17 protein-coding genes and 1 pseudogene are annotated in these 21,706 nt (G+C 70.6%); 9 read left to right on the top strand and 9 right to left on the bottom strand.

Annotated features, from left to right (window positions below; translation table 11 throughout):
* Nucleotides 1-10: 10 nt before the first annotated feature.
* Nucleotides 11-139: pseudogene (locus tag AB5J53_RS29470) on the bottom strand (IS5/IS1182 family transposase); the annotation flags it as partial.
* Nucleotides 140-298: 159 nt separating this feature from the next.
* On the opposite strand from AB5J53_RS29470, the gene AB5J53_RS29475 reads away from it, so the two are divergent.
* Together AB5J53_RS29475 and AB5J53_RS29480 are read left to right on the top strand one after the other, a co-directional pair.
* A complete protein-coding gene (locus AB5J53_RS29475; protein ID WP_369248642.1) occupies nt 299-1,930 on the top strand; it encodes a protein kinase in 1,632 nt (543 codons plus the stop codon).
* Nucleotides 1,931-2,021: 91 nt separating this feature from the next.
* The gene (locus AB5J53_RS29480) at nt 2,022-3,692 is read left to right on the top strand and encodes a protein kinase (protein ID WP_369248643.1); all 1,671 of its coding nucleotides are present in this window, start codon (nt 2,022-2,024) and stop codon (nt 3,690-3,692) included.
* Between the two features lie 19 nt (nt 3,693-3,711).
* On the opposite strand, the gene AB5J53_RS29485 is transcribed toward AB5J53_RS29480, so the two are convergent.
* Complete coding sequence (locus AB5J53_RS29485; RefSeq protein ID WP_369248644.1) at nt 3,712-4,542, bottom strand: hypothetical protein; 831 nt, start codon at nt 4,540-4,542, stop codon at nt 3,712-3,714.
* A 406-nt stretch (nt 4,543-4,948) separates the two neighbouring features.
* Here AB5J53_RS29485 and AB5J53_RS29490 point away from each other — a divergent pair, with 406 nt between their 5' ends.
* Together AB5J53_RS29490 and AB5J53_RS29495 are read left to right on the top strand one after the other, a co-directional pair.
* On the top strand, nt 4,949-6,748 hold the full coding sequence (locus AB5J53_RS29490) for a succinic semialdehyde dehydrogenase (protein WP_369248645.1): 1,800 nt from the start codon (nt 4,949-4,951) through the stop codon (nt 6,746-6,748).
* Between the two features lie 42 nt (nt 6,749-6,790).
* Nucleotides 6,791-8,596 (top strand): GMC oxidoreductase, encoded by a 1,806-nt coding sequence (locus AB5J53_RS29495; protein WP_369248646.1) that lies wholly within the window; start codon nt 6,791-6,793, stop codon nt 8,594-8,596.
* 156 nt (nt 8,597-8,752) lie between these two features.
* On the opposite strand, the gene AB5J53_RS29500 is transcribed toward AB5J53_RS29495, so the two are convergent.
* Nucleotides 8,753-9,739, bottom strand: coding sequence for an LAETG motif-containing sortase-dependent surface protein (locus AB5J53_RS29500; protein WP_369248647.1), 987 nt, complete (start codon nt 9,737-9,739; stop codon nt 8,753-8,755).
* A gap of 215 nt (nt 9,740-9,954) precedes the next feature.
* Between AB5J53_RS29500 and AB5J53_RS29505 the strand changes: the two genes are divergently transcribed.
* On the top strand, nt 9,955-11,106 hold the full coding sequence (locus AB5J53_RS29505) for a hypothetical protein (RefSeq protein ID WP_369248648.1): 1,152 nt from the start codon (nt 9,955-9,957) through the stop codon (nt 11,104-11,106).
* Nucleotides 11,107-11,686: 580 nt separating this feature from the next.
* On the opposite strand, the gene AB5J53_RS29510 is transcribed toward AB5J53_RS29505, so the two are convergent.
* Entirely contained in the window at nt 11,687-11,971 is a 285-nt protein-coding gene (locus AB5J53_RS29510) for a chorismate mutase (RefSeq protein ID WP_369248649.1), read from the bottom strand.
* A gap of 452 nt (nt 11,972-12,423) precedes the next feature.
* Between AB5J53_RS29510 and guaA the strand changes: the two genes are divergently transcribed.
* A complete protein-coding gene (guaA, locus tag AB5J53_RS29515; RefSeq protein ID WP_369248650.1) occupies nt 12,424-14,004 on the top strand; it encodes a glutamine-hydrolyzing GMP synthase in 1,581 nt (526 codons plus the stop codon).
* 9 nt (nt 14,005-14,013) lie between these two features.
* Here guaA and AB5J53_RS29520 read toward each other — a convergent pair whose 3' ends face one another.
* Nucleotides 14,014-14,487, bottom strand: coding sequence for a pyridoxamine 5'-phosphate oxidase family protein (locus AB5J53_RS29520; protein ID WP_369248651.1), 474 nt, complete (start codon nt 14,485-14,487; stop codon nt 14,014-14,016).
* A gap of 65 nt (nt 14,488-14,552) precedes the next feature.
* Entirely contained in the window at nt 14,553-15,071 is a 519-nt protein-coding gene (locus tag AB5J53_RS29525) for a hypothetical protein (protein WP_369248652.1), read from the bottom strand.
* A 164-nt stretch (nt 15,072-15,235) separates the two neighbouring features.
* Here AB5J53_RS29525 and AB5J53_RS29530 point away from each other — a divergent pair, with 164 nt between their 5' ends.
* Complete coding sequence (locus tag AB5J53_RS29530; RefSeq protein ID WP_369248653.1) at nt 15,236-16,030, top strand: class II aldolase/adducin family protein; 795 nt, start codon at nt 15,236-15,238, stop codon at nt 16,028-16,030.
* A 134-nt stretch (nt 16,031-16,164) separates the two neighbouring features.
* Here AB5J53_RS29530 and AB5J53_RS29535 read toward each other — a convergent pair whose 3' ends face one another.
* A complete protein-coding gene (locus tag AB5J53_RS29535) occupies nt 16,165-17,046 on the bottom strand; it encodes a DUF4429 domain-containing protein (RefSeq protein ID WP_369248654.1) in 882 nt (293 codons plus the stop codon).
* A gap of 214 nt (nt 17,047-17,260) precedes the next feature.
* Here AB5J53_RS29535 and AB5J53_RS29540 point away from each other — a divergent pair, with 214 nt between their 5' ends.
* Together AB5J53_RS29540 and AB5J53_RS29545 are read left to right on the top strand one after the other, a co-directional pair.
* Entirely contained in the window at nt 17,261-18,586 is a 1,326-nt protein-coding gene (locus AB5J53_RS29540) for a hypothetical protein (RefSeq protein WP_369248655.1), read from the top strand.
* A 785-nt stretch (nt 18,587-19,371) separates the two neighbouring features.
* The gene (locus AB5J53_RS29545; protein ID WP_369248656.1) at nt 19,372-19,902 is read left to right on the top strand and encodes a DoxX family protein; all 531 of its coding nucleotides are present in this window, start codon (nt 19,372-19,374) and stop codon (nt 19,900-19,902) included.
* Here the strand turns inward: AB5J53_RS29545 and AB5J53_RS29550 are convergent.
* Nucleotides 19,899-20,123 carry a hypothetical protein gene (locus AB5J53_RS29550; RefSeq protein ID WP_369248657.1) on the bottom strand — a complete coding sequence of 75 codons (225 nt, stop codon included), beginning with the start codon at nt 20,121-20,123 and terminating at the stop codon, nt 19,899-19,901. The genes AB5J53_RS29545 and AB5J53_RS29550 overlap by 4 nt on opposite strands.
* Nucleotides 20,110-21,567, bottom strand: coding sequence for a PspC domain-containing protein (locus tag AB5J53_RS29555; protein WP_369248658.1), 1,458 nt, complete (start codon nt 21,565-21,567; stop codon nt 20,110-20,112). The genes AB5J53_RS29550 and AB5J53_RS29555 overlap by 14 nt, the downstream gene beginning before the upstream one ends.
* Nucleotides 21,568-21,706: the final 139 nt, after the last annotated feature.

Raw genomic sequence — 21,706 nt, forward strand, 5'->3', positions numbered from 1 at the left:
TGCCGGTGGCGAAGTCCGGATGGGCCTCGAGCAGGACCTTCAGCAGACCCGGCGCGCGTTCGGCGAGCAGGTGGATGACCGCGTGGGTGTAGGCGTGGGCGGTGGACTCGCTGATCCCGACCCCGGCAGCGAGCGTTGAGGCGCCGTTCCATCGCGGTGGCCTCGTCGATCCGGCCCAGCATGGTCCGCGCCAAGGCCTGAGTTCCCTGGAGTGTGCCACCGGCAGTCTTGGGGCGGCGGCACACTTGGCCGGTCGGCGCCCCGGAGCCGATCCGTCCGGTGCGGCATGATGGGGCGCATGGGGACCGAGGGGGAGAACGTCCGTGTGATCGCCGGCCGTTACCGGCTGGAGGCCAGGATCGGACGGGGCGGCATGGGCGTCGTATGGCGCGCCACCGACCAACTGCTCGGCCGCCGGGTCGCGGTGAAGGAACTCGCGGTCGACGACTCGCTCTCGGAGGACGAGGCCCGGCAGCAGCGCGAACGCACCCTGCGCGAGGCCCGCGCCGTCGCGCAGCTGCACCACCCGCACATCATCGTCGTGCACGACGTGGTCGTGGACGACGAACGCCCGTACATCGTCATGGAGTTGATCGACGGCGGCTCGCTCGCCGAGCGGATCTCCAGCAACGGCCCTGTCGACGCGCGCGAGGCCGCCCGCATCGGCATCGACCTGCTGGGCGCGCTGCGCCGCGCGCACGACGCGGGTGTTCTGCACCGGGACCTCAAGCCCGCCAACGTCCTGATGGAGGCGGGCACCGACCGTGTCGTCCTCACCGACTTCGGTATCGCCCAGGTCGCGGGTGCGACGACGCTCACCGAGAGCGGGGCGTTCGTCGGCTCGCCCGAGTACACCGCGCCCGAGCGGATGTCCGGGGTCAGGACGGGCCCCGAGTCCGACCTGTGGTCGCTCGGCGCATTGCTGTGCACGGTCCTGAGCGGCGAATCGCCGTTCCGGCGCGACTCGTTGGGCGGCATCCTGCACGCGGTCGTCGTCGACGAGATCCGTCCGCCCGCGCAGGCCGCGCCGCTGCTGCCCGTCGTACGAGGGCTGCTGGAACGCGATCCCGAACGGCGGCTCGACGCGGCGGAGGCGGAGCGGATGCTGCGCGCCTTCCGCGACACGGGCCGTACACCACGGCTGCAAACCCCGTACACGCCCACGCAGCGTGACGTACCCAGGCCGAAGCCCGTGCTCTCGCCGCCACCGCCTCCTGTCGCCGCGCCTGAGCGCCCGACGAGGCCTTCCACGCGGGGCGTCCTCGTCGCCGCCGCGCTGGTGGCCGCGATGGCCGGGGCGGGGGTGTCGGCGGCGGCGCTTCTGATGAACCACGGCGGGGGCGGTACGCCGTCCCCGGCGAGCACGTCCGCGTCCAGGTCCACGCCGGGTACGTCGCAGAGCGCGTCGGAGTCGACGCCGGCGTCCCCGAGCCCCGCGCCCACCGTCACCGTGACCCGGCAGCAGACGCCGACCACCACCGGTCGCAAGGCGCCTTCGGGTTACCGCCTCGCGCCGGATCCAGGCGGCTTCTCGCTCGCCGTGCCCGACGACTTCACGCGCGATCCGCAGGGCGAGCGCGTCTTCTACATGTCACCGGGGCAGACCTTCCGCCTCGGCATCAAGGTCGCCGATCCCGAGACGGGCGGCCCGCTCACGGTGATGCGGCGGGCGGACGCCAAGGGGCCCTCCACGAACCCGGGCTACCGCGACGGCGCCGTCACGAGCACCACGCACAACGGACAGCCCGCCGCGCTCTGGGAGTTCACCTGGAACGGCTTCACCAAGGCGGAGGGCGCCCGGCACACGTACGACCTGTGCTGGGAGGAGGGCGGCCGGATGTACGACGTGTGGGTCTCGGCGCCGGTCGGGAAGGTGACGGAGGCGAAGGAGTACTTCGACGTTGCGGTGGACACGTTCGTGGCGTCGTAACAGGAGATATGGGATGGCGCGCGTCACGGGTCTGTGACCGGAAAGCGATCGGGCTGGAAGCCGAAGCACTTGCCGCGATAGAGATGGACCTATGAGCAACAACGGGGGAGTCCCTTACGGAGCCGACCAGCCAACCAGTTTCGGTCTGCAACCGCCGCGGCCGGGTGTGCCCGCACAGCAGTCGGGCGTGCCGGCGCAGCAGCCCGGCGTCCCGTACCCGGGCAATCCGTATGCCGCGCCCACCCAGGCCGTGCCTGAGCAGCAGGCGCAGGAACCGGGAGCCGGACGACTGATCGCCGGCCGTTACCGGCTCCTCTCCAAGCTCGGCCACGGCGGCATGGGCACCGTCTGGCGGGCCAAGGACGAGACGGTGGACCGTGAGGTCGCCGTCAAGGAGCCGCGCGTCCCGGACCATCTTCCCGAGCGCGAACGCGCCAACGCCTTCGAGCGGATGCGTCGCGAGGCGCGCGCGGCGGCGCGGCTCGACCACCCGGCCGTCGTGAACGTCCACGACGTCGCGGTCGTGGACGGACAGCCGTGGATCGTCATGGAGTTGGTGCAGGGCCGCTCGCTGGGCGACGCCCTCCAGGAGGGCACGCTCGGCGTCCGCGAGGCCGCGCGCGTCGGCCTGGAGGTCCTGGGCGCCCTTGAGGCCGCGCACGCGGCGGGCATCCTGCACCGTGACGTCAAGCCCGACAACGTCCTGCTCGGCCGCCACGACCGCGTCGTCCTCACCGACTTCGGCATCGCCCAGATCGAGGGCGAGACGAACCTGACGGACACCGGCGGCTTCGTCGGCTCACCCGAATACATCGCCCCGGAGCGGGTGTTGGGCCAGCGCCCCGGCCCGGCCTCCGACCTCTGGTCGCTCGGTGTGGTGCTCTACGCGGCGACGGAGGGCGTCTCCCCGTTCCGCCGCAGCAACACGCCCGCCACGCTCCAGTCGGTCCTCAACTCCACGCCCGCACCGCCCGCTCCGGCGAACGGTTCGCTCGCGGAGGTGATCAACGGCCTCCTCGGCAAGGACCCGTCCCGGCGCCCCGACGCGGCCCGGGTCCGCCGGCTCCTGGAGGCGGCCGCGCAGCCGCCCGCAACGGCGCCGACGCAGGTCGTGCAGATCGCGGGGCCGGGCGGCAAGGGCCTGCGGGTCGGCCGTAAGACCCTGTTCGGCCTCGGCGCGGCGTTCGTCGCGGCGGCGGTGGCGGCATACCTGGTGATCGCGAACCCGTTCGCGGGACCGCTGCCGGAGGGCTGGAAGACGCGGCACGAGGCGGACGTCGCCGCGACGCTGGCGGTGCCCAAGGACTACCAGAGATCCACGCCGGACCGGAGTTCGGACAAGACGCACTGGGTCACCTACACCGACTGGAGCGGCAGCATCTGGATCGGCCTGACCCTCGCCAAGAAGTCCGAGGACGCGAGCAAGCAGATCAAGGACTCCGCGCGGGCCGAAATGTACGCCGACGACGGTGAGTTCAAAGACAGCGGTGCGTACCAGCTGAGCATGCCCGAGGGCCCGAGGACGACCCCCGAGGGGAACACGACGTACCACGGCAAGGAGTCCGCCGAGAACACGGTCGTCTACACGACCACCGACAGCCAGAACCCCCGCCCCCGCGAGCTGAAGATCTTCTACTACAAGTCCTCGGCGGGGGACATGTACAAGCTCACGGTCAGCTACCCGGGCAAGGGCGACTTCACGGCCCGGGGCCGTGAAGTCGCCAAGGCGGCGATCGCGAACTTGGACATCGACAAGCTGTAAGAAGCTTCTTCGGATGGGCTCAGGCGAGCTTGGCCGCCTGAGCCTTGATGATCTCGGCCGGGATGGTGTAGTCGCCGGCCGTGGCCTCGTCGGCGAAGGCCGCCAGGCTCAGCGTGTAGTACGTGGCGATGGTGCTGCCGTGGCGTACGACCTCGCCGTGCACCACGACCTTGTCGCCCTCCGCGTCTCCGGTCACGGCGAAGGCCAGCGAATCGTCACCGCTGCCCGAGGCCTTCTCCGCCTCGACCTTGGTGAACTTCTGCGTGTCGCCGTTCCCCGTGGCCTTGAAGCCGCTCGCGCAGCCCTTGATCGCGTCGGAGACGGAGGACATCGTCTCCTTGGCGCCGTCACCCTCGTACGAGGAGAGCGAGACGATCGTCACCGTCGCGCCGAGGGCGTCGGTGATCGACTTCATCGCGTCGTCGAGGTCCTCGTCCGTCATGTCCTCCAGGCTCTTGGTGGAGGACGCGCTGGGCGAGGCCGAAACCTCCTGGGTGGCCATGCGGTTGACGTACGCGGTCGAGTCGCCGGGCGCGAAACCGGTCACGACGTACGCGATCGGCGCGCACTTCTCGTCCACGACCTTCACGTCGTCCTTGGAGGACGTGAACGCCTCGGACTGGTCCGCCGGCCCGACCTTGTACCCGTCGACGTCACCCGCCGCGATGATCCGCTTCGTCAACTCCGCGTCGCTCAGGACCTTCGCGGCGGCGGTCGGCTTGTCGGAGCCCGCGGCCTTGTCGTCGTCCTTCGAGCCGGATCCGCTGTCGGAGCATCCGGTGGCCAGGGTGAGCGAAAGGGCCGACGCGGCCACTGCGATGCCGGTGCGCGACAGCGCGAATCTCTTCATGTTGAGGCTGTTCCTTCGGAGTTCGTGAGGTCAAGGGACTATGAGGCCAAGGTCAAAGAAACGTCAAGTTCTTATATGGTCGGCGTCCGACCCAAGGTCCCGCTCACGACAACTCGGCGTACGGGCCCCTCTGGCGTTGCTTGCTCCGCTGACAGTCGGCGCCGGACCCGACTGGAACTCGGCCTCGTGCGGACGGGCATGGACGGTCGCGTGCAGCCCCGCTCACCGACCGGCCGGGAGATGCCGCGGCGAGATCCGCTCGAAGTGACCAAGCCGTGATCGCCACACGCACAACGCCCTGATCAGCGCATTCGTTGCCAGCGATCACTGGCGCTGTGTGTGTACTCCGTGAAAGGCGATTACCGACGGGTACCCAAAGGGGCCGGGCAGGCATACCCTGCGGCTCATGACGGACTCGCAGGCCGCGGAGCAGGCCACGGAAACGACCAGCGCGGAAGAGGCCGGTACGGCCGGGACGGGTACGGCTGAGACGGGCACCCCCGAGGCGGGTACGGCTGAGACGGGCACCCCCGAGGCCGCTACGGTGGCCGAGACCGATGCGGCCACGGCCGGTACGGTGGCCGAGACCGATACGGCGGCGGCGACCGGTGCCGTCGCGACCGGTACCAACCCCCTCGCCCCCGCCCCCACCGGCGCCCGCACCGCCGTCGACGTCGTCACGCCCGAGCTGGTCGCGCAGCTCACGAAGGGTGTCGTCGGGTCCGGACGGACCGCCAACCACACGCCGTTCACCGGCGAGAAGCTGGCGGACCTGCCCGAGTCCACGCCCGAGGACGTCCAGAAGGCATTCGAGCGGGCCCGCGCCGCCCAGGTCGCCTGGGGAGCCACCCCCGTACGGCAGCGCGCCGCCGTCCTCCTCCGCTTCCACGACCTGGTGCTCGCCCGCCAGGCCGAGGTGCTCGACCTCATCCAGCTGGAGACCGGAAAGGCCCGCCTCCACGCGCACGAAGAGGTGCAGGCCGTCGTCGTGGCCGCCCGGCACTACGGACGCAAGGCGCCCTCGTACCTGCGTCCCAAGCGGCACACCGGCGCCGTCCCCACCCTCACCAAGGTCACCGAGCTCCGCCACCCGCGCGGCGTCGTCGGCCAGATCGCGCCCTGGAACTACCCCCTGGAGCTGTCCGTCGGTGACGCGCTCCCCGCCTTCGTCGCGGGCAACGCCGTCGTGATGAAGCCCGACACCGAGACATGCCTGACCGCCCTGTGGGCGCGTGACCTGCTCGTCGAGGCCGGGCTGCCCGCCGAGGTCTTCCAGGTGGTGATCGGCGACGGTCCGGTCGTCGGACCCGAGGTCGTCAAGCACGCCGACTACGTCTCGTTCACCGGGTCCACGCGGACCGGGCGCGAAGTCGCCCAGGGTGCGGCCGCGCGCCTCGTCGGGGTCTCCCTCGAACTCGGCGGCAAGAACGCCATGGTGGTCCTGGAGGACGCCGACATCGACAAGGCCGCCGCGGGCGCCGTCCGCGCCTGCTTCTCCTCCGCCGGCCAACTCTGCATCTCCATCGAGCGGTTGTACGTCCACGAGTCCATCGCCGACGCGTTCACCGAGCGCTTCGCCGCGCGGACCAAGGCCATGCGGCTCGGCACGTCCCTCGCGTACGGCGCCGACATGGGTTCGCTGGTCGGGGAGCGGCAGCTGGAGACCGTGACGCGGCATGTGGAGGAGGCCGTCGCCAAGGGCGCCAAGGTCGTGGCGGGTGGCGTGGCCCGGCCCGACATCGGCCCCTACTTCTTCGAGCCCACCATCCTCGACGGGGTGGAAGCCCCCATGGCCGTCTGCGCCGAGGAGACCTTCGGGCCCGTCGTCTCCCTCTACCGCTTCAAGACCGAGGACGAGGTCGTCGAGCTCGCCAACTCCACGCCGTACGGCCTCAATTCGTCCGTCTGGACGAAGGACGGCCGGCGTGGGCGCGCGGTCGCCGCCCGGCTGCGCACCGGCACCGTCAACGTCAACGAGGGCTACGCCCCCGCGTACGGCAGCGTCCAGTCGCCCATGGGCGGCATGAAGGACTCCGGTCTCGGCCGCCGCCATGGCTCCGAGGGCATCCTCAAGTACACCGAGGCGCAGACGGTCGCCCAGCAGCGACTGCTGCCGATGGCGCCGTCGCCGGGGATGGACGACGAGAAGTACGCGGCGTTCATGAGCCGCAGCCTCAAGGTCATGAAGGCGTTCCGCCTCCGCTGAGCCTCAACAGTCCTCGACAGTTCTCAATGAGGAGAGCAGCACGTGTCACAGGAGAACTCTGCCCAGAACCAGGGTGACGGCGCTTACGACTACGACGTCATCGTCGTGGGCTCCGGCTTCGGCGGCTCCGTCACCGCCCTGCGCCTGACGGAGAAGGGGTACCGCGTCGGCGTCCTCGAAGCGGGCCGCCGCTTCACCCGCGACGCGCTGCCGAAGAACTCCTGGGACATCAAGAACTACCTCTGGGCCCCGAAGCTCGGCATGTACGGCATCCAGCGCATCCATCTGCTGGGCAACGTGATGGTCCTCGCGGGCGCCGGTGTCGGCGGCGGGTCCCTGAACTATGCCAACACCCTCTATGTGCCGCCGAAGCCCTTCTTCGAGGACCCGCAGTGGAAGGACATCACCGACTGGGAAGGGGAGCTGAAGCCGTACTACGACCAGGCCCGGCGCATGCTGGGCGTGCGGCTCAACCCGACCATGACGCCGTCGGACGTGCATCTCAAGGCGGCCGCCGAGCGGATGGGCGTCGGCGACACCTTCCACATGGCGCCGGTGGGCGTCTTCTTCGGGGACGGGGAGGACGCCGACGGGGCGGTGAAGGCCAAGGCCGGTGACGAGGTCGCCGACCCGTACTTCGGCGGCGCCGGCCCCTCTCGCAAGGCCTGCACCGAGTGCGGCGAGTGCATGACCGGCTGCCGCCACGGCGCGAAGAACACCCTCAACGAGAACTACCTCTACCTCGCCGAGAAGGCGGGCGCCGTCGTCCATCCCATGACGACCGTCGTGTCGGTCACGGACGACTCGCAGGGCGGGTACGCGGTCCAGACCCTCCCCACGGACGAGAAGCGCAAGGGGCGGGGGCGGACCTTCAAGGCCCGGCGGGTCGTCCTCGCGGCCGGCACCTACGGCACGCAGACCCTGCTGCACCGTATGAAGGCGGGTGGCCAGCTGCCGTACATCTCGGGGAAGTTGGGCGAGCTGACCCGCACCAACTCCGAGGCGCTGGTGGGCGCGCAGACCGACAACCGCCGCTACCGCAAGGTGACCGGCGATCCGAAGGTCGACTTCACGCGCGGAGTCGCCATCACGTCATCCATCCACCCCGACGAGAACACCCACATCGAGCCGGTCCGCTACGGCAAGGGATCCAACTCGATGGGCGGCCTCTCCATCCTCCAAGTCCCGTACACGGAGGGCTCGTCGAGGGTCCTGGGCTGGCTGGCCAACGCCGCCAGGCACCCGCTCCTGGTGCTCCGCTCGCTCTCCAACCGCCGTTGGTCCGAGCGGACGATCATCGGGTTGGTGATGCAGTCGCTCGACAACTCCCTGACGACGTATCTGAAGCCCAAGGGCGCCGGAAAAGGCCTGTTGACGGCTCGTCAGGGGCATGGGGCGCCCAACCCCAAGCAGATCAAGGCGGCTTCGGAAGGCGCCTCCGCGATCGCCGCCGAGATCAACGGCTTCGCGGGCAGCAACGTGGGCGAGCTGATGGGTACGCCGCTCACCGCGCACTTCCTGGGTGGCTGCCCGATCGGTGCCAGTGCCGAGGACGGCGTCATCGACCCGTACCACCGGCTGTACGGCCACCCGGGCATCTCCGTCGTCGACGGCGCCGCGGTCTCCGCGAACCTCGGCGTCAACCCGTCGCTCACCATCACCGCCCAGGCCGAGCGCGCGATGTCGTACTGGCCCAACAAGGACGAGGCCGACCCGCGCCCGGCGCCGTGCGCGGCGTACGAGCGTCTCAAGCCGGTGGAGCCGCAACACCCCGCCGTCCCCGCGGACGCGTTCGGCGCGCTGAAGCTGCCGTTCCTGGGGATGCCTACGGTGCCGCCGAAGTCGTAACGCCGTACAAGCAGAGCAGGGCCGTACAAGCAAAGAAGGGCCGTACAAGCAAAGAAAGGCCGTACAGGCAAAGAAAGAAGGACCTGCGCCCCCCTCCGAGCGCAGGTCCTTCTCTTGTACGAGGCGTGATGCCTACGTGTGCTGTGTCCGGCCGCCTTACGCGGTCGCGTCAGCCGACTTGCGGCGACGGACCACGAACACCGCACCGGCACCGGCGACGACGGCGAGACCGCCGGCGAGGCCGATCATCGGCAGGGCGGAGCTGGAGCCGGTCTCGGCGAGGCTGCCGTCGACCTCCGGCGTGTTGCTCTTGTCGGCAGGCTTGTCCGAGACCGGAGCCTTGCCGCCTTCCGTCGGCTTGGTGCCGTCGGTGTCCGTGCCGGCGGCGACGATCTGGAACTTGTACGCCACCTCGCCGAAGCCCGTGCACTCGTCGTCGGCGTCGCCGTAGATGCTGGCACCGAGCGAGAAGCCGGCGCCGACCGGGGCGCTGGACTTGACGTTGATGCGGAGCGGGATGTTGACCTCGTAGTCGGGCTTGAGCTCGTCGGTGTAGCCGACGAAGCCGACCGCGTAACCCTCGGAGTCGACGTCCTCCCAGACCTTGTCGTCCGGGTTGTAGGCCTGGAGCTGGACCTTCTTGCTCTGGAAGAGGTCCTCACCCGCCTTGTCGGAGGACGCGCCGGCGAAGAAGCCGAGGTCACTCAGAGTGGACTCGGAGTTGTTGGCCACGTTCAGGGAGAACTTGTGCCAGCCGCTGCCCGCCGCGATCTTGCCGGGCAGGCCCGTGATGGACACGTCGACCTTGGAGTCCTCGCACTCGGACGGCTCCGGGTCCGGCGACTCCGACTCCTCGGGCGCGGAGGTGCTCGGCGCCGGGGTGGACTCGGAGGCCGACGCGGAGGCGCTCGGAGCCGGAGCGGTCTCGGTCGCGGACTCGGAGACAGAGGCGGAGGCGGTCGGCTCGGGAGTCGTCTCGGTCGCGGACGGGGACGCCGACTCGCTCGGAGACTCGGACGCGGACGCGCTCGCGGTCGGGCTGGGGCTCTCGTCCGTCGCGAACGCGGCCGGCGCCGACAGCAGCGCGAGCGGGGCTATGACAGCCGTCGCGGCCGCAACGGCCATGGCACGGCGAAGCTTCATGAAGACCTCGGAAAGTCCGGGTGCACCGCGGCTTCGCGGCGCTCGTATGGGTGAGGCCTCCGCGTGTGGGGCGCGGGTGTGGCCGTTGGTTCTGCAGGTGTGACCGGTGAAGCGCGTGAATGGTTGCGCCCCGCTTCACAGAATTCTTATGTGGGCTGAGTCACATCCGAGTGCGGCTTGTGGACAGCCTTTCGAACCGCTTAGAACTGACCCTCGTGTCTGACAAGCAGCCTGAGGAGACCGGGGAATCCGGGGAGCCCACCGTCCCTGACGATGTGTGGGAACGGTTCGCCCGCGACAGCGAACGCGACATCCGGCAGTCGGCCCCGAAAGAGCCGTCCGCGCGGGCGCGCATGGTGACGGAGCGGCTGCGGCAGCAGGAGGCGCGGGGCGCTCGGCCGGAGGGCTGGCGGACGGACTCCACGTGGCAGGAAATGAACGGTCGCGCGGCCCGTCGCCGTCGCCTGTGGGCGATCATCGGCGTACCGATCGCGATCGCGGTGGCGGTGGTGGCGATGAAGCCGTCGCTGCTGCCCGGCGATCCGTTCGGTACGTCGTCCGGCGGCCCCGCGGCGGCCGCCTCACTGCCTCCGGAAACGGCACCGCCGACCGCGCCGCCCTCCTCCGCGGCGCCCGACACACCCACCCTGGACCGGCCGTTCGCCGGATCGCCCGCCGAGGGCTGGGCCGACGGCGCGGCCGGCATCGTCGTACCGGAGGCCACGCCGGTCGGCTCGCTCACCCGGGCTCAGGTGGCGACCGCCCTGCGGCAGATGAAGGCCCTGCTCGTGGATGCGAACCTCAACCCGGCCACCCTGCGCGGCGATCGCCCCGAGGCCGCGCTCGCCACCCTCGACCCCGAGCAGCCCAAGATGCTCGCGGACGCGAAGAGCTGGCTGCGCGAACCGGGCAAGGAACACGATCCGCTGTCGCTCTTCAGCCGGTTCGATCCCGACGAGACACGACTGGTCGGGGACGTGGTCAAGACGCGCGGCCGTATGACGTTCAAGGCGGGCGAGCACGCGTCCGTCGCCGTCCACGTCGACTACACCTTCGTCTATCCGGTGGCCCCCGCCGACCGGGGCTCGACCGAGGTGACCCGCACGATCGTGCGCCGCGTCCTCGACGTGGAGGTCGCCGACCCGAGGAAGTACCGGGCCACCCCGGGCAAGTTGTGGATCCTCCGGCACGACCAGGATCTGGCCAACTCCGCCTGTGCCGTCTACGACGGTTTCCTGCACCCGCAGTTCGCCTCGTCCGCTCCCACGGGCGCGTCCCCGACCGGGCCCACCACCGATCCGTACGACCGCAGCCGCGACATCGAGCGCTCCGCCACGGACACCTGCGGGACGGTGTCCCGTACCTGAGCGCCGAAGGCGGCGAGTGACGGGCACGGCGAAGGGCCCCGCGGGATGGAGCCGCGGGGCCCTTCTTCGTCAGCACCGACGTCAGGGCAGCGCCGGTGCCTGGGAGCGGCGCCGGGGGGTGCGCCGCTGGGTCCGGGGGTGACCACCGGGTCGTGCGCCCCGGCGCGCGAAGGGTGCGCACGTGGTGTCGACCATTGGCAGTCGGGACTTGGGGCTGTTCTCATGAGCTGTTCTCGCATCGTGCTGGATGGGCAACGGCCTCCGCAACCGCCTGGACCACCTCTGAACAGATTCCGCCGGTCGGCCCCGGGCGTCCCCGGAGCCGACCGTTCTCTTGAGACCGGGCTGCTGTCCCCTGCCGTCCGGTCACAACCCTGGAGCGAGGTCCCACGACACACGGCACGATCCGTACGTCTCATCGCTCCAGCGGAGCCACGCGTGGTTCTTTCGGGCCCGCCCCTGGCTGACACGGACACCGGGACCAACGAAGCCCGCGGCGAGGCGGTCACGCGCCGTACGGGTGAGTCGGAATGCGTACGTGCGTGCGCCGTGTACGGGGTTCATGTGCCGTGCCGGGGGTTCAGATGCGGCCCCGGCACAGCTCCAGAAGCGTCATGGCCAGCGTGGTGCCCGGCTTGCCCAGCGCGTCCCTGAAGTGGCCGAGGATCTCCATCTCGCGCGAGAGGTTCACCCGGCGGCCGCCTGAGGAGATCCGGGCCTCCTGGATCACCGCCGAGACCGCCATCCGTTCCTGGACGAGGCCGATGATCCGGTCGTCGAGGGCGTCGATGCGCTCACGGGCGCCGGTGATCACGTCGGCGGCCTCGTCGGTGCGGGCGCCGGTCTTGTCGAGTACGTCGGCCATCGTGGGGCTCCTTGGTGGAAGGGGTGCCCCGGAGCGGCAGGGCCCGGAAACGGCAGACGCCCCGGGCCTTGTCGGCCCGGGGCGCCTGGGAAGTCGCTTGTCAGTTGCTCAAGCAGCACGACCATGGCAGCCGGCGGGCCGGTTGCCATAGGTAAACACGAAGGTCTGGTGCGTGAGCATGGGAGCAGTATGCCCGTGGGGGCGGACGGGGTCCAAGCGGGTTCGGATGCTGAGATGCGGGGCTGCGCCCCGTAAGGGGCGCGGGGAACTGCGCGACTGGCCCCCACGCGATCGCACCCAAAAAGAGAACCCGAGGGGGTCTGGGGCGCAGCCCCAGGTACGGGACGGGCAGGGGCGGAGGGGGCGAGAAAAACGGCCGTAGGCGGCCCCGCCCCAGCCCCCGGTAGAATCGGCAGCACACACACCCCTTGCTCACCGCCGGAAGGCAAACCGTGCCAGAAGCGTCCCCCGCCGCCCCCGACACCGTCCTGGTCGTCGACTTCGGTGCGCAGTACGCCCAGCTCATCGCCCGTCGCGTCCGCGAGGCCCGGGTCTACAGCGAGATCGTGCCGAGCACCATGCCGGTCCAGGAGATGCTCGCCAAGAACCCGGCGGCGATCATCCTCTCCGGCGGCCCCTCGTCGGTGTACGCGGAGGCCGCCCCGCGCCTGGACCGCGAGATCTTCGAGTCCGGTGTCCCCGTCTTCGGCATGTGCTACGGCTTCCAGCTGATGGCGACGACCCTCGGCGGCACGGTCGACAACACCGGCGCCCGCGAGTACGGCCGTACGCCGCTGCACGTCTCGAAGTCCGGCTCCACCCTCTTCGAGGGCACCCCGGACGAGCAGTCGGTGTGGATGTCGCACGGCGACGCCTGCTCCGCCGCTCCCGAGGGCTTCACCGTCACGGCCTCCACGGACGTCGTCCCGGTCGCGGCCTTCGAGAACGACGAGAAGAAGCTGTACGGCGTTCAGTACCACCCGGAGGTCATGCACTCCACACACGGTCAGCAGGTGCTGGAGCACTTCCTGTACCGCGGCGCGGGGCTCACCCCCTCCTGGACCACCGGCAACGTCATCGACGAGCAGGTCGCGCTCATCCGCGAGCAGGTCGGCAGCAAGCGCGCCATCTGCGGTCTGTCCGGCGGCGTGGACTCCGCCGTCGCCGCCGCCCTCGTACAGAAGGCCATCGGCTCCCAGCTGACCTGCGTGTACGTGGACCACGGTCTGATGCGCAAGGGCGAGACCGAGCAGGTCGAGAAGGACTTCGTGGCCGCGACCGGCGTACAGCTGAAGGTCGTGGACGCGGAGGAGCGCTTCCTCGCCGCGCTCGCCGGGGTCTCCGACCCCGAGGAGAAGCGGAAGATCATCGGCCGCGAGTTCATCCGGGTCTTCGAGCAGGCCCAGGCGGAGATCATCGCCGAGGCCGCCGAAGGCGAGGACGTCGCCTTCCTCGTCCAGGGCACGCTCTACCCGGACGTGGTCGAGTCCGGTGGCGGCACCGGCACGGCCAACATCAAGTCCCACCACAACGTGGGCGGCCTCCCCGAGGACCTCGAGTTCGAGCTCGTCGAGCCGCTGCGCAAGCTGTTCAAGGACGAGGTCCGGATGGTCGGCCAGGAGCTCGGCCTGCCGGACGAGATCGTCCAGCGTCAGCCGTTCCCCGGCCCCGGCCTCGGCATCCGTATCGTCGGCGAGGTCACCAAGGACCGGCTCGACCTGCTCCGCGAGGCCGACGCGATCGCCCGCGAGGAGCTGACCGGCGCCGGTCTCGACCGCGACATCTGGCAGTGCCCGGTGGTCCTGCTCGCGGACGTCCGCTCCGTCGGCGTCCAGGGCGACGGCCGGACGTACGGCCACCCGATCGTGCTCCGTCCGGTGTCGAGCGAGGACGCCATGACGGCCGACTGGTCGCGCCTGCCGTACGACGTCCTCGCCAAGATCTCGACGCGGATCACGAACGAGGTCGCGGACGTCAACCGCGTCGTCCTCGACGTGACCTCCAAGCCCCCGGGCACCATCGAGTGGGAGTGACGCTCCGGCTCACTTCCGCCTGAGAGCGCGCACCGGCTCTCCTGGCTTCCAGATCTCGACGACCAGATACGTGTCGTCCTCGACGTAGGTCCGTACGACCTCCGTCAGCTCGGTGCGGAAGAGGTGGAACGGCTGCGGCGGTTCCACCTCTTTCACGTACGCGGCCTTCGTCTTCGGATCGTCGACCTCGATCGCCCGCCCGCTGATCCGGACATCGCCTCCCGCCATCTCCGTGCCCGGCCCCGGGTTCGCCTGGAGCGCGAAGCGCGGGTCGCGGCGCAGGTCGAGCGCCTTGAGGGAGTCCGGCATCATGCCGAGCCAGAGATCGCCGTGCAGGAAACGGACTTCGAGGCCGGTGGTCCGCGGCGAACCGTCCTTGCGGAGGGTCGCGAGGACGTGGTGGGTGAAGCTTCCGAAGCGGTCCTCGATCTTCTTGGCGAGGTCGGGTTCGGCGGTGGTGAAGGCTGCCCAGTTCGACGTCATACGGAGAGTCTGGCGTGGATACCCGACATCTTCTGTCTGGATTTCCGGGCTGCGGTCGCCAATGCTCAGACCGCCGCGTGGACACGGCGGGCGAGTTTCCGGCGGCGGACGACCTCCGCATACAGGAAGCTCATGAAAAGGGCCTCCGCGCAGGTGAAGCCGGTGAGCGCCGCCCGCCAGCCGGAGACGAGAAAGCACACGGCGATGAAGAGGGCGCAGCCAGTCATGATCACCACCCGGGACCGCACGCTCGGATCGTCGGCCATGGCGTCGAGTTCGATCCGGTCCTTCAGTCGCCGGACCGCCTGCGCCGCCTCCGGCAGCGGTCTCAGGGTGCCGGGACGCAGCCCGGGGATCGAGGCGGAGTCCGGCGGGCCCGCGTCGGCCCGCTCGATGCGGATGAGCTGGACCTGCAGTGCCCGGCCCACCCGGTGCGCCTCCGCGTAGCGGAATCCGTGCTGCTCGGCGATGTACGTGAGCACGGCGAGCCGGCGCGGGGAGCCGCCGAGATCGCTGAGGACGGCGAAGTCCCGCTCCGCGAGCTGGCGGAGCAGGGCGAGGATCCGCCGCTCTGCGCGGTTCATGCGCGCCTCCTGGGATTCACCGGGTTCCAGGTATCGATTCATCCAGGCAGACAAGTGACCTCGGGCCACGGTTGTGCTCATCTCTTCACCGAACTGCTCTGTTCTCCTGCGCTGACCGGGGGTAACTTCCGCTCCGTACCGAACACGCCAGTGCTGGAGGACATATGCACGGGCCCACCCCGCCGCTGCCCCTGCCCACCGACCGGCTGCGGTTCGCCATGCCGCCGATGCACGAGTCGCCGGAGGACGAACGGCGGCACCGCAAGGAAAGGCTGGCCGGGGCGCTGCGGATCTTCGGGCGGCTCGGATTCGAGGACGGGGTCTCCGGGCACATCACGGCGCGCGACCCGGAGTACAGCGACTGCTTCTGGGTGAACCCCTTCGGGATGCCGTTCAAGCACGTCACCGTGAGCGACCTGGTCATGGCCAACCAGGACGGGCAGGTGATCGAAGGCCGCTACCACGTGAACCAGGCGGCGTTCACCGTGCACGCCCAGGTGCACGCCGCCCGTCCCGACGTCGTCGCCGTCGCCCACTGCCACTCCGTGCACGGGCGCGCCCTGTCCGCGCTCGGCGACCTGCTCGACCCGATCACCCAGGAGAGCTGCGCCTTCTACGAGGACCACGCCCTGTACGCCGCGTACACGGGTGTCGCCGTGGATGCCGACGAAGGGCGCCGGATCGCCGCCGCGCTCGACACCCGCAAGGCGCTCGTGCTGCGCAACCACGGGCTGCTCACCGTCGGCGACTCGGTCGACGCCGCCGCCTGGTGGTTCCTGTCCATGGAGCGGTCGAGCCAGGTCCAGCTCACCGCGAAGGCCGCCGGGCGGCCGATCCTCATCGACCACAAGCAGGCGGTCGCCACCCGCGAACAGCTCGGCGGCGACCTGGTGGCGTGGATCAACTACCAGCCCCTGTGGCAGGACATCAGCCGCAGCGAACCGGATCTGCTGTCCTGAGGGGCTATAGGGCCTTTCCGGCGGATCAGGTCGGAGGAGGCTGCGGTGCCTTATGAGCGCCGGTGAGCGGGGCCTGGTGCGTCCAGATGGGCGTGCCAGGCCCCGCGTCTGCGACGTGGTCCGTCGGACAGGCCCTAGAAGCCGCGCAGTACCGCCGCCTTCGTCGTCGCGAACTCCTCGTCCGTCAGCACGCCGTCGCGGTGCAGCTCGCCCAGCTCCCGCAGGCGGCGCAGGAGCACGTCGTGATGGTCGGACTGCGGCGGTACGGCGGAGGCGAGTCGGGGGTGGTCCACGTACTCGCCGGTGCGGGTGGACGGGTGCGGCAGGCGTGCGGTGACCGCGGTGGCGACGAGAGCCGTGAGGAGGTCGCGGCGGGCGCTGCCCCACAGGTCGAGGGCGTACGGGTCCTTCTCGGGCGGCAGTTTGGAGAAGACCGTCTCGCGCGTCACGAAGCGCAGAAAGCCGTCCTCGTAACCGGAGTTGGGCAGCCACTCCACCTGGACCAGGTCGCCCACGGCGATGATCCGCGGGCCCGTCGCCCGTTTGACCCTCTCGGAGGTGTCCGCCCAGTCGATCCGCACCTGCGCGCCGTCGAAGGAGACCGTGCCGTCGCTGGAACGGACGGACACCGGGACGGGCGGGCCGGACAGGAGATAGGTCTTCGCCGGCTCCTTGGGGATCTGGTCCAGCAGCAGCGCGCGGCGGATCTCCTCGGCGACGTACTCGGCGACCCCGGAACGGTCGATGTCGACCGTGAGTTTGTAGGGGTCCGCCGCCTCGGGCAGCCGGCCCCCGGTCGCCTGCAGGAGCGGGTCGGCGCCCTCGCGGAGCCTGAGGCGCAGGCGGCCGCGCTTGCGTTCGGGTTCGTAGACGATGCCTGATACCGCCTCCAGGGGAACGGCGATCTCTCCGTACGTCTGCCGGAACAGCGGCACGGAGCGGTGGAGTCCCGGCGTGATCCTGACCGTGTTGCCGTCGAAGGCCCAGGTCCCGTCGCGCTGGATGATCTCGGCCATAGAGAAATTCTCGCAGCCGGGTCAACACGGGGTGCTGTGCTTCACCCGCGCTGACCAGACCTGCCCGAAGCGGGCGGTGTTTCGTACGGCACAATGCGCTGTCATCGCGAGGCAGTTGTAAGGCAGTTGTACGGCAAGGCAGTTGTACGGCAGTCAGGCGTACGGAAGGTCTGGCCGCTCGGGAGTTCTCGGCGCGGGGAAGGCGGCAGCGGGCGTGGCGGTGCAGGAGGCGAGACACGGTGCGGGGCGGGGAGCCGGGGGCGGTTCCGGACGTGGTTCCGGGCAGGGGGCGGACCAGGGTGCCCACGAGGGCGGCTGCACCTGTGGGGACTGCCCGCACGGGGCGCGAGCGGGACACCGGCGCGCTGTCGCCGAATTTCTCGCGAAGCGCGACGAGTTGGCGTCCGGGCACGGGCTGCCCGCCGCCGTCGCGCACTCCGCGTCCGCGTCCCGGCAGTGGGTCTCCGACGAGCTGACCCAGTCCGCCGACCTCGTCGCCGAGCGCGGGCGGGTCGAGGGCGAGGCGTGGCTGGGGCGGTTGTGGCGGTACACCGCGTATGCGGTCTGGGGCGGTGCCGTGGCGTTGCTCCTGGTGCAGGCGCTGACCGCGATCGGTGCGGGGTGGACGGCCGCGCGGACGGCCGGGCTGCTCGCGGCGCTGATCATGGCCGGACTGCTGACGGGTGCGGCCTGGCTGCACCGGGCGCGCGGGGGCGCCCTCGCCCCCGTCATCGGCGAGGACAACCGTCTCTCCACCTCGCGTGCGGTGGCGGCCGGGTGGGTGCTCTTCGTGGTGTTCGCGGTGCTCGTGCTGGTGGGGCAGCTCGCGGCGGCCTCCGCGCACGGATCGCGGGACGAACTGATCGCCGGGCTCGATCTCGCCCGGGGCGCCGGTGTGGTCACCGTCGTCGCCGTGGTGTGTGGGATCGCGGTGCTGGTGCGGCGGGTGGTGGGGTTGCGGGTGCTGGGGCAGCGCCTGCAGAAGGTGCGTGCGGACCGGCCGCGCGCCGCCGATCTGCTGACCGACGACTCCGGGCGGGGCAGTTTCGCCGACATCCAGTACGTCGTGATCAGCTGGGTCGCTCTCGCCTTCGCGGCGGTGCGGCTGGCTCGGCGGCCCTCGCAGTTGCCGGATCTGCCGTGGGGGCTGGCTCTGCTGGTGCTGGTGTCGGCCGCCACGTATCTCGCCGGGAAGTACGCCGAGGGCGGGCGTCCCGTGATCCTCTCCGTCGTCCGCTCCCGCGAGGCGGGGGACCTGGACGCGCCGATCCGTACCGGGGACGACATCGAGATCCGGGGGGCCGGTTTCGTTCCGCCCGGCGCGCAGACGGCCGATCGGTTGTCGCGGATGGTGGTCCGGATTGGGGCGGTGCATGTGCATGTGCCGTTGGTGCCGGTGGCCGGGGGGTTCAGCAACCCCACGGATGCGGTGCTGACTGTGCCTGTGCCGGTGGATGTGGAGCCGGGGCGGGTGGAGGTGCAGGTGGTCACGGCTGCGGGGGTCGAGACGAACCGGGCCGCGATCGATGTGACGGACTGAGGGGGCGGGCGCCGGTTTCCGCCCGCCGTCCGGTCGGTGGGTTGGGTTTGCGCGGGTGGCTCCGCCATTCCGCCTTTCCGCCGGTGGGTGGCTCCGCCATTCCGCCCTTCCCCCGGTGGGTGGGTCGGGTTTCCGCCGGTGGGTGGCTCCGCCTTCCGCTGGTGGGTGGGTCGGGGCCGTGCCGGTACATCCGCCCCGTCGCCGGTGGCAGATCGCTTGGCTTGCATGGTCCTGCTTGTTGGCAACCACGTAAGCGACGGGGCATGTGATGTACCGGCACGGCCCCTTCCGTGCGTCGGCGGGTGCGGGTGAGTGGGGGCGTGCGTCCGCGGCTGCGGGTGCTTCCCCACTCCGGCGGTCAGTTCCACTGCGGCGGGCACCGATCAGTTCGTCCGGAGCTTGGTGCTCAGACGGCGACTTGTCCCCCCGGCCTCTCCTCTCCCCGCTCACCCGCCTGTCCGGCTCACCCCTACCCCTTGCCCGCTCACCTCCCACCCGCCCCGACAACCGCCTCCACTCCCGGGGGGTATCTCTCTAGCCCGTCCGGCGTTTGAGGGCGAGGCCGTTCAGGCCGAAGCGGGGGTCTGGGGGCGGCAGCCTCCAGGTACGGGACGGGTAGGGGCGGAGGGGGCGAAAAACGTCTTGGGGGGGCGGTGGTTGTGAAGGTGCGGTGGGATGGGGGAAGGCAGGAAATCGGGCGCCCGGGGATTGAGCGGGGGGCCGCTGTCGTACGTATGGTCTGTTTGAGGGGTCAACGGCACGTGGGCGAGAGGCGGCGGAGAGCGATGACTCACGGTATGCGGACGGATACCCACACCCCCTATCTCGACGAGAGGCGGGACTGGCGGGACTCCGCCACCCGTTACGCCCTGTTGCCACTGCGGGTCTTCCTCGGCGTCACCTTCATCTACGCCGGCCTCGACAAACTCACTGACAGCGCCTTCATGAAGGGCTCCGGCGCGGGCTCGATCGGGGACATGATGCGCACGGTGCGTGACTCCTCGGCCATCCCGGCCCTGGTCGACCTGTCCCTGAAGAACCCCGTCGGCTTCGGCTACGCCATCGCCTTCGGTGAACTGGCCGTCGGTATCGGCACCTTGATCGGCCTGCTGGCCCGCCTCGCCGCGGTGGGCGGAGCACTCATCTCCCTCAGCTTGTGGCTGACGGTGAGCTGGGCCTCCGACCCGTACTACTACGGCAACGACCTTGCTTACTTGATGGCCTGGCTCCCTCTCGTCCTCGCGGGTGCTTCGGTCTTCTCCGTCGATGCGGCCCTGCGAGCCCGGCGCAGGCAGCGCGCCGGGGGGTATCGCTAGGCGTTCATGGCCGGCGGCTTGGGTTCGGCGCGGCGTCTGCGCAGGCCATGGGTCAGCAAGGCGACCGCGCCCGCAAGGCAGAGGCCGCCCGTGACAACGGGGATCACCACGAACCAGGGGGTCTCCCAGGCGCCCCCGGCGTCACCGGCGTAGATGACGCCCGCGAGGGTGAGGAAGAAGCCCGCTACCAGCTTTCCCGGCTGGAACTCATGACGTAGCACGGGTCACCTCCGCCTGTCCCACGCCCACGTGCAGGTCGAGGTCGAGTGTGCCGCCGTTCTTGCTGGCGGTCGTGGGTGACAGCGTCACCTGCTTGGACTTGCCCGGCTCCACGTCCACGTCCTTCTTGTCGTCGCCCGGCAGCTGGATGTCTCCGACGCCCACGTCCACGTTCAGCTTCACCGTCGCGTCCTTGGGGATGACGACCTTGAGCCGGCCCACGCCCACCTCGGCGCTCGTCGTCATCGTCTGGCCCTTGGCCACGTTCAGATGGGTGAGGTCCAGGGTGCCGACGCCCGTGCCGAGGTCGTAGTTCTTCTGGAGCTGGGCTGTGGCAGTGGGTGTCCAGTCCTTTCGTATCCAGTGCGTGCTGATGTCCTTGGGGAGCGCCGCGGAGGCCGCCAGCAGGGCCGCCGTGAGAACCGCCAGGAAGATCGATCCCGCGCCCGTACGTCCGAGGAAGGCGCTGATGGCTATGCCGAGGCCGAACACGATCAGCGCGCAGGCCAGGCCGGTCTGCAGACTGGTGCCGAGCGCATGGTCGTGCCAGGTGAGGCCGGTGCCGAGGCCCCCCGCGAGGAGCGCGAGCAGGAAGACCCAGCCGCCGATCCAGCGGGGACCGCGCGGCTTCGGCCGGCGCGTCGCGCGGAGGTCGCGTATGTCCTGTCGCGTCGTGCCGCGGGCGATGTTGACCGCCGCCGCGACGTCCCGGTCCCGTGCGTCCTGGGGTCCCCACAGGTAGCCGGTGCCGCCCACGTGCGATCCGTCCTTGACGATCGGGTCGCGCCACCAGGAGGGGTAGGAGGCGGGCACGGGCGGTGCCTGCGCCTCGGGCGGGGCGTCGGCGACGGCCTGGGCGGCGAGCGGGTCGGGGTCGGGGGCGCCGCGCTGCTGCGACCAGTACCCCGCGCCGGCCAGGAGGAGGGAGAGGACGACGGCGAAGGTCAGCACCCCGCCGTTGTTGAGCATGGAGAGGAACACTCCGCAGCCGACCAGCGCGAAGAGCACGGCCGCCAGTGCCTGGCCGTCGACGCGGCCGGTGAGCAGCTTGCGTACCTCGTTCTCCTCCTCGTCGTCGTACGGGACGAACAGCCACACGAAGCCGTAGAAGATGAGGCCGATGCCGCCGGTCGCGGAGAGCACCGCGAGCACGATGCGGAAGATCACCGGGTCCATTTCGCAGTGCCGGCCGAGACCGGCGCACACCCCGCCCAGCATCTTCTGCCGGTGGTCGCGCCGGAACTTGCGCGGGACCTCGGGCGCGGCCGGGTCCGCGGGCGGGACCGAGTCGGCGGGCTCGGCCGGGTCCTCGTGCGCGCGCGGCTCCTCACCTCTGGCGGGGCCCGGTGCGGGCGGCACGGCGTCCCGCGGCCCGCTGCCCGGTGGTGGGGCGCCCGGGCCGGGGCCGGGATCCGGCTCCGCTGCCGCGTGCTGCTGATCTGTCATGCGTCCATGGTGACGGGCGAGGAGGCGCGGCGGGAGTCGGGACGACCCTGGCCGAACCCTGATATCGGCCCTGACGGGGACGGGGGGCTTCGACCACCGGCTTTCCGGGCATCGATCACCCGCCGCTTTTCTCGAGCAT

It is taken from the genome of Streptomyces sp. R41 (assembly GCF_041053055.1).
Taxonomy (GTDB): Bacteria; Actinomycetota; Actinomycetes; order Streptomycetales; family Streptomycetaceae; genus Streptomyces.